Origin of the sequence: Roseivirga seohaensis, from assembly GCF_001592945.1 — a bacterium.
Taxonomy (GTDB): Bacteria; Bacteroidota; Bacteroidia; order Cytophagales; family Cyclobacteriaceae; genus Roseivirga; species Roseivirga seohaensis.
Window position 1 is genome coordinate 139,146 of record NZ_LRPB01000046.1, and the last position, 14,410, is coordinate 153,555.

The following is a 14,410-nucleotide window of genomic DNA, read 5'->3' on the forward strand; positions in this document are numbered from 1 at the left end:
AACAAAAAGAGCACCTCTTCTGAAGTGCTCTAAATGGCAAAAGCTCTTGTGTAAAATTCCCTTGACGGCCTTTCACCCAACTTTTACACAACCTAATCCATATAAGATTTAATGATTTCTGATACTTTAGCCTGTACCTCTGTGCTATTGTATTTCTCGACAGTAGCCATTTCATCACCTAAAGCAAAAAGTACTTCGTAAAGCATTTTATCATCAAGACTTTGCGCATAACTAAAATCAGGGTTAGCAGCATAAACTTCAGCCCAAACATATCTCACATCAGCCCAGTACTGCTCATTTTTCTTCCACCACTCTTGTGCTGCAGCACATTTACTATCTTCCACTTTCGTGTATACATTCATTCCCTTCTCTTCAGCTAAAAGCTCATCTCCTTTTTCGGTACGATTAACCTTTCCATTATCTTGTTCATGAATCCACCCAAAATCTGTAAGCTCATGCCTATTGGTACGAAGCATAACGTTATAATCACTTCGCTTTGAATATTCTCTTCTTGGCAAAGGTGAGTCTGAAGCACCTTCCCAATAATGTTTCCCATCTACATGCACCCAAGAAGCGGAACTCTCATAGCGGGGGCTGTCGTCTACATGGTAAACCTTTTGCGACCACTGCCCTTTCACTGCTGATTTTGGCAAAGTATGAAGCTTCCAACCATTGTCTTTAACATAGCTGTAAAGCCCTGTGTTTTCATAAAGCCAATCCTGTCTCCAGTGCTTAACAATTTGACCACCACCAACAATCAATAAATGTTGCATAGAGATTTCATTCTTATCATCTTTTATTAGTTGCACCCACTCAAACCCTTTGGTTCTATAGTTGTCATGAAACTGATAATCTCTCTGATAATCAAAAGTTTCCGCAAAGTTAAAAGTGATTTCATAACAGCCACACATCTCTTTAATGGCTTGTTGATCTTGCTTCTTTTTACTCTGTGCCAATGCAATAGTGGACATCATCAGCATTAGGCAAATCAGTATATTCTTCATTTTACTTATTATTTGAATGTGTATTAATACTTAGTTAAACTTGAATGATTTGAGTTTTTGACCTTGTTGTTCTTATTGAACCAATAAATCATACTGAATTTGAGGGTAGCCTCTTTCACCAGAAATTGGGTCTAACATTCTGGTGAATTTCAGTTTGTAATAGTTGTTATCACTATCTTTCACCACATAGAATATATCTGGATTCACTCCGGTTTCTTGATCAGAGCCAGGCTGGGCAACAATCCTCCAATCGCTTCCAATTGTAGCTAAATCTGAAGAGTAGCTTAAGTCAGTGGAGTTGGTAAATGTGAAATCTTCATAAGCATAATCCGATACAGCTACTTCAGCTATTTCCACATTTGCTCTGTTTTGAATCACAAAATCTTTGTAAGCATAAGGTATTTTGGAAGTGGCGTCAATAGGTAAAAGGTTAGTGAAAATTGTGAAGCAAATGTCCCATTTAGTTTTCTCTGGTTCTACATTCACCAAACCTTGATTAAAGTTGACGTAATTGAAATTGTAGTTACTGTCTTTATTAATCTGTATTTCACTGAAAGTTGCTGAATTGATTTCTGCATATTGCATTTTATACCCACTACCCTCTCTAAAGAATCGAGCTTTCATCCATCCTCGGCCTGATCCATCAGCATTTTTACCTCGATTGATAATGTAAACTTTGTTTTGCTCAGCTATAGTAGATACTTCAGCAATGGCAGTTCCTTCTAAAGATCCATCTGGCTGATCCATCCAAGTTTGGGCTAGAGGTAACCATTCCGCTGGCGCTCCAAACAATGAACCGAAGATGGCATCAATATCCATTTGAGCCCCCATTCCTACGGTATCTTCAGCAGTAACTTCGGTCAAATCAGTTTTGTCAATTGCCTGAGCAAGCATACTTGCAGGATTGTTCAAAATCACTCTAAACTCGCTACCCGCATAGAAACCTAAATCCCAAGAAGCACGATTAACTACTGTTTGAGTTTTAGAAGAAAAATCGATAAAAACTTGGTTAGGTTGATCAGCCCCTCCCACTTCTGCATCTATAATTGCGCTTGAAACTGCTGGGTCAACTTTAGGTTGATCATCTTCAGAATCGCAAGCATTTAAGAAGCCAATTGCTACTAAAGCAAGAATTAGCTTCAAGGTGTATTTACTGTTCGTCATTTTAATTTTAGGTTATAGTTTAATTTTATGAAATAGCTTCTTCCGTAGGATACAGGCACAGAAGCACCGCCAGAGTGTGTTCCGCCTGAAACTCCTGAGTTATTGATTCTTTGAATATCTAGTAAGTTTCTTGCCCCTAACACCATATCAAAATGGGTGAAAAAGGTTTTGGATAAGGTTAAATCTAGCCAGTGGTAGCCCTCCACTTCACCAATGGTTACCTCTTGTTCGCCAGCAGTATTTTCCGAGAAAATGTAGTTTCTTAATGCCCCTGTGTATTTGTAGAAAACATTGATTTTTGTTCCAATCGCAGCCCAATCGTACTGAATATTTCCATTGAGCTCTGGTGTATAGAAAAACTTGTTTAAATCGTTTTGCTGATTTTCGTCTAAACGGTTATACCTACCAACATACGAAATCCCAAAACTCGTTTTGAGCTTCCCCCACTCCATTTTCTGGTTTACACCAAGCCCTAAGGTTTTGTATTTATCAATATTGACATAGGTGGTAGCCGTTGCATCAGAGGCTGATTGGGCGATTCCAATCTGGTCGTCAATCGTATTGTAGAAGAGGTTAATTGCAGCTTCTGATTTAGCATTTCTTACCTCGTAAGATTTAGTGAAATTAGAGCTTAAATGATGAGAAAACTCTGGCGTTAAATTTTCATTCCCAAAAATTCTATGGTTCGAGTCAACAAACTCAAAATAGAGTTCCCGAACAGAAGGCGCACGATAGCCTCTTCCGTAAGAAAGTCTTAAATCTGCATTCCCCTCAAACGATTTCTTGATTTGTACCGAAGGAATTAGCTGTGTTCCGAAAGCACTATTCGAAGCCAAGCGTAGGCCTGGACGAACAAGAATATTCTCAGCCATTTTCCACTCGAGCGAGCCATAAATAGCCAAATCGTTAATTTCTTGTTCGCCTTCTTGAATTCTTCCACCACCTACTTTTTCAAAGCTTACATTATAACCTGTCTGTAGATCAATTTTATCGGAAAAAGATAAATATCCAGCACCTCCGAATTCCCATACATTATATGTACTTACATCTTGGTCGCCATTAGCAGTGGTTAACTGTTCTTCACCTGTAACCAGGTTTTTCGAAACTTTTCTCTTTATTCTTTCAAAGTCAGAATAAGAGGCAAAAGCATTGTAGCGGCTCAAAAAAGGGAGTTTGCCTTCCGCTTGAATATGATGAATAGCACGCTGAGTTAAGTACTTTTCATCTATAGCGAAAGGCTGATTTTCTCCCGAGGGTAAATAATTATTATTTGATTTACCGAGGTCATTGATCGTCTCGTCTAAATAATCTAATCTATAATAAATGGAGTGATTTTCAGGGCTAAATCGAAGTAGCGCATTGCCCTGATATTGCTCTTTAGGGTTCCATTCCCTTGGTCGGCCTGTTTGATTTCCTTGAAAACCCTTAAAGTCGTTATGCAATACTCCTATTTGCCCAAACCATTGCTTAGCAATTTGTTGCCTTACATCTATGCTTTGAATGTGCCTTCCTTCATCTGCCCCAAACTCAGAGCCTACGGTTTCTTCTTGTATACCCACTGAAATTTCGGTGGTGTTTTGTGCGTCTTTATAAGAAATAAGATTGATTACCCCGGCCAAAGCATTCGCACCATAGTTCACCGCCATTGGGCCTTCCACAATCTCAATTCTTTCAATGTTATTTAGGTTGATTTGAGAAAGGTCGGCCGCATTTCCGTTTCCGTTTCGGTTAACCAAAGGAACTCCGTCTAGAAGAATCTTTACATTCTGACCAGAAATTCCCTGCATGCTAATTCCGGAGCTTCCGATGGCCAAATCTTGAGATGCACGAATATTTAAAGTGTTGGAAAGCGCTTCAGATAAACTCACCGCTCCTCGTGCTTTTATTTCCTCTCGGTCAATCACCTTCACGGTGAATACCGATTGTTCAGCAGATTGAGGATTAAACTGTCCTGTAACAATAAAGTCACCGAGCTGAACCTTTTTTGGCATAAGGTGAATCAAATAATCTTTAGAAGTTTTTAATGTATCTGAATAGGACTGATAACCAACATGTTGGGTTTTTATGACGATAGGGAAGTCGATCAATTTCAGTTCAACCACACCAAGATTATTGGAAATAACTTGCCCACTGTAAGTGCCATTTAAAGGCTGAAACATAAAGGCCACTCCTTCAATTAAATCGCCCGTAGTTTGGTCTCTTAATGTAATTTTCTGCCCAAAAACGGTAGAACAAATGAGTATAAATATGAGAATATTAGCGCTGCGCACGAGTGTTATTTAGATTGATTCTTAATAACACAAAGGTAGCTGGCTTTTAAGTTGGCTTACAATCGCTATTGCTAGGGAAAATAATCACTAGCATTAGTGACTTATTTACGTTCTAAGCTCACCCAGCCTTGTTCGGCAGCAAAGATGATAAGCTCTGTAGGAGATTTGAGTTTCAGCTTTTTAAGTATGTTTTTGCGGTGTGAGTTTACCGTATGAATGCTAATACTGAGTATATCTGCAATTTCAGAAGATGAATTTCCAGCAGCAATCAGCTTCACTACCTCCTTCTCTCGTTCAGAAAGTTCAAAAAACTCATTACCTTCTTCAACCAACGCTTTGAGCACTCTATTGCAGTAGAATGTCTTACCATTTTTGATTGCGCTTATGGCCTCAAGAATTTCCTCTTCACTACAAGATTTGGTTAAAAAGCCATTCACTCCCATTTTCAGTACGCTGCGTATTCTATTACTGTCTACATCATCAGTAATAACCAGCACATTCAGGTTAGGATGCGTCTGAATCCATCGGCTAAGTTCGTGCACAAAGCCTTCGTCTTCATTTTGGTAGTCTAAGATTATAGTTTCCGTTTCATGACTCCCAATCCACTTCTTGAGTTCTGAAGTGTGTTTAAATACCTTCACCTCACTAAAATGACCGCTATTATTGGCCAAAGCCAGCAAACCCTGCTGAATTAAGTACTGCGGAAAACAGATGTAAAGTGGGGCGAGATTCAATTGACTATCCTTATTTAGACTAATTCTATACAAAGGTAAGGCAAAAAGGTAAATAAGAAACAGATGGGCTATTTAAAAAATCATTTCTTACAAGATGAAACCATAAATGAATAGTCAATAAGACTTAATGAGCTTTCCTTCCTTTTCTCCCTTTTTCCTAGTTATTTCGTCTGAATTCATAAAAACATAGATTATGAGATACGAAGCAATAGGAAAAGACCTGTTTATTAAAAACAGAGAAAAACTAAAAGCCCGTTTAAAGCCAAACTCAGTTGTTGTAGTTTGCTCTAACGATATTATGCCCACCAATGCAGATGGCACCATGCCATTTCGCCAAAATAGCAACATGCTCTACCTTTCGGGAATCGATCAAGAAGAATCCATACTATTGATTGCTCCTGATTTTCCAGACCCTAAATTCAGAGAAGTATTGTTTGTAAGAGAAACCAATGAGCATATTGCCGTTTGGGAAGGACATAAATACACACAAGAGGAGGCCACGGAAACCTCAGGCATTCAGACGGTGATTTGGAATGACAAGTTCGAGAACACTTTCAACACCATTCTTGCCGAAACAGAGCACATCTACCTTTATAATAATGAGCATATTCGTAATGCCACTGAGGTAGAAACCCGCACAGATAGATTTACGAAATGGTGTCATGCCAACTACCCAAACTATGAGTATGAAAGACTAGCACCAATTATTTACGACCTGAGAACAGTTAAAGAGAAAAGAGAAATCGAACTCATGCAAACTGCCTGTGATATTACTGAAAAAGCTTTCAGAAAAGTACTAGGCTTAACCAAGCCGGGCGTTTGGGAATACGAGGTAGAAGCTGAATTTCAGTATGAATTTGTAAAAAGAAAATCTAAAGGGTTTGCATATACTCCAATTATTGGTGGTGGGCCAAATGCTTGTGTTCTTCATTATGTTGAAAATAAAGACCAATTGAGAGATGGTGATTTATTATTGATGGATGTTGGAGCAGAATACGCCAACTACAATGCGGATATGACACGTACAATTCCTGTCAATGGCAGATTCACGAAAAGACAACGCGCGGTTTACGATGCTGTTTTGAGAGTGAAAAAAGAAGCCACCGCTATGCTGAAGCCAGGGAATAGGATTCCTGAATACCATAAAGAAGTGGGTAAAATTATGACGAGCGAACTAATCGGTTTGGGCTTAATTGACAAAACCGATGTAGCTAATGAAAACCCAGATTGGCCCGCTTATAAAAAGTATTTCATGCATGGCACTTCTCACCACATAGGTTTGGATGTTCATGATGTAGCCAGCATTTATACAGAGTTTAAAGAAGGCATGGTCTTCACAGTTGAGCCGGGTATTTATATTCCAGAAGAAGGGCTTGGTATTCGCTTAGAAGATGATGAATTAATTACGAAAGATGGTACGTTCAACCTAATGCGTAACATCCCGATTGAGGCCGAAGAGATTGAAAGCATAATGAACGCTTAATTTCAAATGGCTATAGAAATTTATCACGGAACACTTTCAGAGGCATTAAAGGTCTTAGGAAGTGTTCCTGAATTTGATCCACTGTTGGATTCAGATTACTACGAGGGAAAAATCAAGAATAAAGCCCATATCGTATTATTGGCTAAAATTGATGGCGCCATGGTAGGTTGCAAATTGGGTTACCATAAACACAAAGACGGCTCATTTTATAGTTGGCTGGGTGGTGTTTTACCAGAATACAGAAAACTTGGCGTAGCTAAGGCCCTAGCCAATGAAATGGAAGTTTGGGCCTTAGATAAAGGTTATTCCAAAATTCGTTTTAAAACATTAAACCGCCATAAAGCAATGTTAGCGTTTGCACTTAAAAACGGCTTCGATATTTTTAATGTGAAACCAAAAGACGAACTTGAGAACTATCGCATTGAACTTATAAAGCATTTAAAATGAGTACAGCAGCCGCAGCACAAGCCGCTATTCAACAAGCCATAAAAGCATCTGGCGCAATTGTCAAAATCGAAGCCAATGATTTTAGCCGAATGCTTTCAAAAATGGATGACGGTTTAGTAATTGAGCATCAGAGTAAACTATTTTTTAAAGACGTTTATAAATACAGCACCTCATATAAAGGCTTTGTATTCTATTGTAAATCGAATGAAAAGATTACGATTCCGACTAGATTAGAGAGCATTTCCGCCAAACACATTTGGGTTCCACAATAACATAAGACAATGAGCGACAAGCTAAATTCAAATAGAGCACCAGAGCCTGTAGGCTTATATCCGCATGCGCGAAAAGTAGGTAACCTCCTATTTCTTTCTGGCGTTGGCCCAAGAGAACGAGGTACAAAAAACATCCCTGGAGTTGAATTAGATGGTGAAGGCAATATTCTCTCTTACGATATTGAAGCCCAGTGTCATTCGGTTTTCAAAAATGTAAAGCTCATTCTTGAAGATTCTGGAAGCAGCTGGGATCAGTTGGTAGATGTTACAGTTTTTCTGACCAACATGAAGGCTGATTTCAAAACCTATAATCGCATCTACGCGGAATACTTTAAAGACAATCAACCTTGTCGTACAACTGTTGAAATTAACTCCCTCCCTACCCCAATTGCCATTGAACTAAAGTGCATCGCTGCAATTTGAGTAATTCTCTTTTCTGAAATAATTACACTAATAAACCATCTGATTTGATAATCAATGATTTATAAGTAGATTTTGGAAACCTTAATTCGTTATGCGCAATTTCTTTAAACGTATTTCTAGAGCAGTTAAATCTTTCTTATTAAAAATAACCCCCGGGAAAATTGCTTGGAAAGGCGCTAACAAAGCTATCGCCACAACCGCAGTGGTAATTTGGGTTTTAGGAGCAATGTTCATGTTTGTGTTAGAGCCCGGTACTCCAATCGGTCTAATTCCTTTAGCCCTCGGACTGATTCTTGCATTTCTGTGTAGTGCCAGTTTAATTCTGTTGCTCCTTATTCTTAAAAAATTACCCAAGAGTTTTCTATGGGTGTTGCCAGGTGCTTTCTTCTTAACCACCATGATTTTTGGAGATAGCTTGGCCGTAAAATTTCCATTGCTCGTTATCGGTTTTTCAGGATTAGCGGGCGCAGGTTTGTTTTCGCTTACAAAAAAGAACAGAAGTACACTTTCTATTTATCAACTTATCGTATCAAGTTTGGGCAGCCTTATTGGTTTAGCAGGCTTAGTCTGGGGCCTTATTTGGTTGTTCGACACAGGAAACTTACCAGAAATAGCGCACATTGATGCAGCCCAAACCTCTCCTTACAAAGCCCCATTAATTCAAACCCCAAATCCTGCCGAAGAAGGCGAATACAAGGTTGCTTACCTCACTTATGGTAGTGGAAATGATAAACAGCGAAAAGAATTTGCCGAAGAAGTCACGATTGTTACGGATTCAGTAGACGGCTCTCGCTTATTAGACAATTGGGAAGGTTTTGCAGGAAAACTACGCACTCGCTTTTGGGGGTTCGATGAAGAAGCACTACCTATCAATGGGCGAGTTTGGTATCCTGAAGGTGATGGACCTTTTCCTCTAGCATTAATTGTTCATGGCAATCATGGTATGGAAGATTTTTCAGACCCCGGTTATGAATACTTAGGAAAACTCCTAGCCAGCCAAGGAATGATAATGGTGAGTGTAGATGAAAATTTCATCAACAGCTCGTGGAAAGACATGTTTGGTGATGGCTTGGATGAGGAAAATGATGCCCGAGGCTGGTTGCTTTTAGAGCACTTAAAATACTGGAGAAAGTGGAATAATGAAAGCGACAATATTTTTCAGAATAAAGTTGACCTAGAAAATATTGCTGTAATGGGGCATTCGCGGGGTGGCGAAGCAGCTGCGGTGGCTGGCTTCTTCAACAAATTGCAGTTCTATCCAGATGACGCCAAGCAAAAATTCGACTTCGACTTTAATATAAAATCTGTTGTAGCTATTGCTCCTGTAGATGGACAATACAAACCAGGAGAAACTCAAACGCCATTAGAAAATGTAAACTACTTGGTTTTACATGGCGCAAATGATGGTGACGTTCAGTCGTTTGCAGGCTTAAGACAATACGAAAGAGTCAAATTCACCGATTCCCTCTATCATTTCAAATCGGCTATCTATATATATGGTGCAAATCATGGGCAATTCAACACCACATGGGGCAATTCAGATTCAGGACAACCCTATGGTTCTCTTCTGAATAAAAAAGCTTTGTTACCGATGGAAGATCAATTGGAAATTGGTAAAGTATATATAAGTGCATTCTTGCAAGCCACATTGCAAGGCAAAAAAGAATATGAAGTTCTATTTAAAGACCATCGAAGCGGTAACAATTGGCTTCCTCCTACTATTTACCTCAACCAATACGAATCATCAGACTGGAAAGTCATTGCCGATTTCGAAGAAGACTTAGACCTTACCACTAATTCAAGTGGAGGAAAAGTAACCTCAGAAAACCTAACCGTTTGGAGAGAACAGTTGGTAGGCATGAAATGGGGCAACAAGGCAACTCAAGCTGTTTATGTAGGTTGGGATAGTTTGGCTTACAAAGGGAAGACTGCGTGGATTGAATTTTCTGTTGGCGATCAACAAAAACTGACGCAATCAACAGCACTTACATTTGAATTGGCCGAATCTAAAGAAAGCTCTTACCCAGATAAAGACAGAGACAAAAAGAAAGCTGACGAAAGTTCGAACGAGAATAATGACTCGGACAATGACCAAAACAATTCAAATAAGAACGATGAGGAAACAGAAGAAAGTAAAAAGGAAGAGGATGATGACAAAAAAGCACCAGAACCTATTGACTTCAGTATCCTACTCACCGATGATACTGGCCACACAGTACAGTTTAGCTTAAGTGAATACAGTTATTTGCAAAGACAGCTTACCGTTGACGTTCTAAAAAACCCTAGTCTTCAATCCACGAAAACTTCTGAAGCCGTTTACAACACCTTCTTTATATATGAAGAAATATTAAACGCTAAATCGCCAGAGTTCAATCTTGACGCTTTGGCAAAAATACGTTTTGTATTTAACAAGAGTTCTAAGGGCGTAATTATCATTGATAAAATAGCCTTGCATTAAGCCACCTACAGAATTTAATTATTCCCAACACCCTTATTTTACTCCCAAAATGGGATACTTCTGCACGCTAAGAGAAATACCTAATAAATTTATGTGTATCTGGTAGGGTATACATACACATATGTGTATTTGGTACAGAGATTGAAACAACTTTCATCAAAGTATCGCATATGAGAACCATTACAAATAAAATGAAAGCGCCTTTTTTAACGTCTATACTTAATCTTTCAGGAGGTATCTTCTTAAAGACAGTAAAGCCATTTAAGACAGGTGACTTCATCGAAATAAATGGTGAAATAGGTTCAGTAACATCTAGCAACTGGATTAATAGCGAAATTAAAACGATTGATGGCGAAAAGGTTTTAGTTGACAATTCTCAATTCATATTTGGCACATTGAATAACCTGAGCAACAAAAACATAATTAGGTTAGACCTAAAACTTAATGTGTGTTATTCAGAAAATATGTCTGATGTAAAAGAGGCTATCAATACTTTTCTGAAAGAGCACACTAATATTTTAAAATCTCCTAAATCAAGAATAATAGTAACTAAGCTCCATGAAAATTATGTTGAATTGAAGGTTTCACCATGGTGTTTGTTAGATCATTTTTTAGAACTCGACTACAAATTAGAAACAGCACTACACAATTATTTAATTGAAAAGGGCTTTAAAATGCCGATTAGTAAAGAAGCATTTATTCAAGTTAGAGAAACAGCTTAAAAGAAACTATAAATTGAAATATCACAGCCCTTGTAAGAAGGGTTGAAAAAAATTTGAAAACAGGGATTAATAGAAATAAACGACTGAATAAGGGTATGGCAAAATCAGAAGTCAAAAGCAAGCTTTCTGATTGTATTCCATAACCATCAATTCTGATCTTCAAGTCGTTAAATGTATTTAAATAACAAAATACCGTATACATTATGCGTATTTTTATATATTTGCATTCCTTTCACTTAATCTCTTTCACCTCAAGCCTAGCCGAACATTAGTGTGTATTTGTTCTTAAAACTGGCAAAGGCATTATTGAGAAAAAAATTAAAGATTGCTTTTAACCAAAACGTGTGTATAAAATGTTAAAATCTGTACTCCATCCTGTCTTCAGGAGTGCTTTTAATTTTAAGAAAGGTCTACTAACACTTGTGTGTTGGTTTTCTTTGTTTATTTCAGCCAATGCCCAAGTTACACCAGTTCTTAACTTGAACTCAGCTGGAAATGCCTCTCTTGATTTGGCCTCCCTTAACTTAAATAACTGTTTCACATCTACTCCGTACATGCCTACTGCAGCGGTTGGTGATGGTCATGCAATGTGGTTAAGCAATAACCCATTCCCTTCAAGTACTACAGATTTTGTATTTAGTGCTGGAGCTTCATTTATTGAAGATGCAGATGGAACTGCTACCCTAAAAGGTACTTTGACCAATACAGGTAACCCATTAGACCAATGGGAAGTTAATCTATACCTATCTAGTAAATCTAATTGGACACAGTGGAGCGGCTTAGGCAGAACCTACAAAGATGAGTCTGGCCTAGTTGGAAATAATTATACCAATTGGTCATACTATATAGAAAACCCAAATATAGCGAGTACCATAGTGGGGTTATCTGGAAATACAGGTAAGACGGTAGAAATTACACACATGCCGGCTAGCTATAATTTTGGTTTTCAGATTGGTACAGCTGCGAATAACAAAAACTCTGGTTTTGGCCTGTCGGGTTGGTTCAGTTATTCATTAGATGGACAAAACTATCACCAAGGAGATTTCAACCTTGATCTTGCTCAGGTACAAAGGGTAATCAATCACACAGCAAGCCAAACTACCTTCGACTGCTCAAACTTAGGGTTAAATACGATTACAATCACTTCAACCGATCAGTTTGGCGATACTTGTACTCAGCAAGTTGACATTAATATTAAGGATGTTACACCTCCTGTAGTTGTAACGAAAAATGTAATCCGTACGCTGATGAATGGAACAGTCACCATATCAGCAAACGATGTACTAGATTTTAATTGTAGCACTGGAGGTATTTCTAGTTTATATGGGCCAAATACTCTTAATGCTGATGGGAAAATAGAGAGTATTGTTGCTCCAAATGAAGGTGGCGAAGATTTTTTCTTTGCAAAGCCGTGTACATCAGACAACTGCTCTATTGCCTCCTATGTGATAAGCAAAAAGACTTTCGATTGTTCCAATATTGGAGAAAACATTGTTACAGCAACGGTAACAGACCAAAGTGGAAACGTAACCACGGCAACTGCAATAGTTTATATCAGGGATAACACCATTCCTGTGGCAAAAGCAAAAAATATTACTGTTGCTTTAGACGCAAATGGTATTGCAACTATCACTCCTCAAATGGTTAATAATGGATCTAGTGATGCATGTGGAACAATTAACTTATCATTAAATAGAACAACATTCGACTGTTCAAACCTGGGTTATAATAACGTTACTTTAATCGTAACTGATAACAGTGGAAACACAAAAACTGCTACAGCTTCAGTAAATGTGGTTGATAATACAGCACCTATAGTTGTTACACAGAATATCTCATTGGATCTTGACGAAAACGGTCAAGCTTCAATTGACGATGTACTTGACTTACTCGTTCTTTGCGATGATGCTGTTGTCGAAATTGAAGATGATGGTGGTGATGATGGCGGCTGGGGCTGGGAGCCTGGAGCTGGCGAACCTGCTAATTTTATCCCTACCCCATACTATCAAGAAGCAACCTGTACTAAAGACAATTGTGCTATCACTGAAGTTAGTGTAGATATTACTGATTTTGACTGTTCTAATATTGGGCAGAATATAGTTACCGTTACTGTTTCTGATGCCAGTGGTAATTCGACTTCCAAAACAGCTATTGTTACTATCAATGACATCACGCCTCCAACAGTAAATACAAAAAATATCACTGTAAATTTAGATGCTAACGGAAATGCAGCCATTACCCCTGCACAAATAGATAATGGCTCTTCTGATGTTTGTGGCGTCACCCTGTCTCTTGATAAAACTTCCTTCGGTTGTTCAGATGTTGGCACTCAAACAGTAACATTAACAGCTACTGATGCAAACGGAAACTCTACTTCTAAAACTGCTACTGTTACTATTGCTGATAACACCGCCCCTACTATTATCACACAAAACATCACGCTTCCGCTTGATTCGAATGGAAACGTAAATCTTACTGCTGCACAAGTAGATAACGGATCTTATGACAACTGTGGCATTACGCTTTCCATAGATAAAACATCGTTCAATTGTGCTCAAATAGGTGCCCATACAGTTATGTTAACAGGAACAGACCCTAGTGGAAACTCTGCTTCAGCTCCTGCTACGATTACTATTGTAGACAACACTGCTCCAACCATTATTACTCAGAACGTAACAGTAGCACTTGATGCGAGCGGTAATGCCTCTATTACTAGTACTCAAGTAGATAACGGTACAACAGATAATTGCGGAATCTCTACGATTGAACTAAGTAAGGTAAATTTCGATTGTTCAAACCTTGGTGACAATACTGTAACTGTAACTGCTACAGATACCAATGGTAATGTTAGCACCAAGTCGGTAACAATTACTGTAACTGATACCACTGCTCCAACCATTATCACTAAGAACATTTCCGTAACACTTGATGCCAACGGAAATGCAAATATCACCGCTGCCGATATTGACAATGGTTCTTATGACAACTGTAGCCTCACTTTATCTATTGATAAAACTTCATTTGATTGCTCTAAAGTAGGTGCGCAGACTGTTACCTTGACTGGAACTGATGCGAGCGGAAACACTGCTTCGGCTACTGCTACAGTGACTGTGGTTGACAATACTGCCCCTGCTGTAATTACTCAGAATATTTCTGTATCGCTGAATGCTAGCGGAAACGCAATCATCTCTGCTACTCAGATCAACAACGGTTCTTCTGATAACTGTGGAATTGCAAGTATGACGTTAAGCAAAACAAGCTTCGACTGTTCTAACCTTGGTGATAACACTGTAACATTAACAGTAACTGATAACAACGGAAATACTAGCACTAAAACGGCTACTGTAACGATTGTTGACGACATCGCCCCTACTGTTCTTGCGAAAAACATCACTGTAGCGCTTGATGCCAACGGAAACGCAAACATCACTAC

Annotated in this window: 11 protein-coding genes; 7 read left to right on the forward strand and 4 right to left on the reverse strand. The window is 38.6% G+C overall.

What is annotated here, in order from left to right:
• Positions 1-92: 92 nt before the first annotated feature.
• The 4 genes from AWW67_RS13435 to AWW67_RS19200 all read right to left on the reverse strand — a co-directional run bounded on the left by AWW67_RS13435 (position 93) and on the right by AWW67_RS19200 (position 5,172).
• Positions 93-1,004 carry a DUF6607 family protein gene (locus tag AWW67_RS13435; protein WP_062302378.1) on the reverse strand — a complete coding sequence of 304 codons (912 nt, stop codon included), beginning with the start codon at positions 1,002-1,004 and terminating at the stop codon, positions 93-95.
• A gap of 72 nt (positions 1,005-1,076) precedes the next feature.
• Positions 1,077-2,168: an HmuY family protein gene (locus AWW67_RS13440; protein ID WP_062302380.1), complete on the reverse strand. Its 1,092-nt coding sequence runs from the start codon at positions 2,166-2,168 to the stop codon at positions 1,077-1,079.
• Positions 2,165-4,438, reverse strand: coding sequence for a TonB-dependent receptor plug domain-containing protein (locus AWW67_RS13445; RefSeq protein ID WP_062302381.1), 2,274 nt, complete (start codon positions 4,436-4,438; stop codon positions 2,165-2,167). Before AWW67_RS13445 ends, AWW67_RS13440 begins: the two co-directional genes overlap by 4 nt.
• Positions 4,439-4,539: 101 nt before the next feature.
• Positions 4,540-5,172, reverse strand: coding sequence for a response regulator transcription factor (locus AWW67_RS19200; protein ID WP_062302382.1), 633 nt, complete (start codon positions 5,170-5,172; stop codon positions 4,540-4,542).
• Positions 5,173-5,365: 193 nt separating this feature from the next.
• On the opposite strand from AWW67_RS19200, the gene AWW67_RS13455 reads away from it, so the two are divergent.
• The 7 genes from AWW67_RS13455 to AWW67_RS13490 form a co-directional block, all read left to right on the forward strand.
• Positions 5,366-6,655 (forward strand): aminopeptidase P family protein, encoded by a 1,290-nt coding sequence (locus AWW67_RS13455; protein WP_053224263.1) that lies wholly within the window; start codon positions 5,366-5,368, stop codon positions 6,653-6,655.
• Positions 6,656-6,661: 6 nt separating this feature from the next.
• Positions 6,662-7,102, forward strand: coding sequence for a GNAT family N-acetyltransferase (locus tag AWW67_RS13460; protein ID WP_062302384.1), 441 nt, complete (start codon positions 6,662-6,664; stop codon positions 7,100-7,102).
• Entirely contained in the window at positions 7,099-7,374 is a 276-nt protein-coding gene (locus AWW67_RS13465; RefSeq protein WP_053224265.1) for a hypothetical protein, read from the forward strand. The genes AWW67_RS13460 and AWW67_RS13465 overlap by 4 nt, the downstream gene beginning before the upstream one ends.
• Positions 7,375-7,383: 9 nt before the next feature.
• The gene (locus AWW67_RS13470) at positions 7,384-7,797 is read left to right on the forward strand and encodes a RidA family protein (protein WP_062302386.1); all 414 of its coding nucleotides are present in this window, start codon (positions 7,384-7,386) and stop codon (positions 7,795-7,797) included.
• 91 nt (positions 7,798-7,888) lie between these two features.
• Entirely contained in the window at positions 7,889-10,255 is a 2,367-nt protein-coding gene (locus tag AWW67_RS13475; protein ID WP_062302387.1) for an alpha/beta hydrolase family protein, read from the forward strand.
• A gap of 191 nt (positions 10,256-10,446) precedes the next feature.
• Positions 10,447-10,977: a mechanosensitive ion channel family protein gene (locus tag AWW67_RS13480; protein WP_176700057.1), complete on the forward strand. Its 531-nt coding sequence runs from the start codon at positions 10,447-10,449 to the stop codon at positions 10,975-10,977.
• 353 nt (positions 10,978-11,330) lie between these two features.
• Positions 11,331-14,410: SP85-like N-terminal domain-containing protein (locus AWW67_RS13490; protein ID WP_511474726.1), on the forward strand; the 3,080-nt coding region annotated here is incomplete at its 3' end.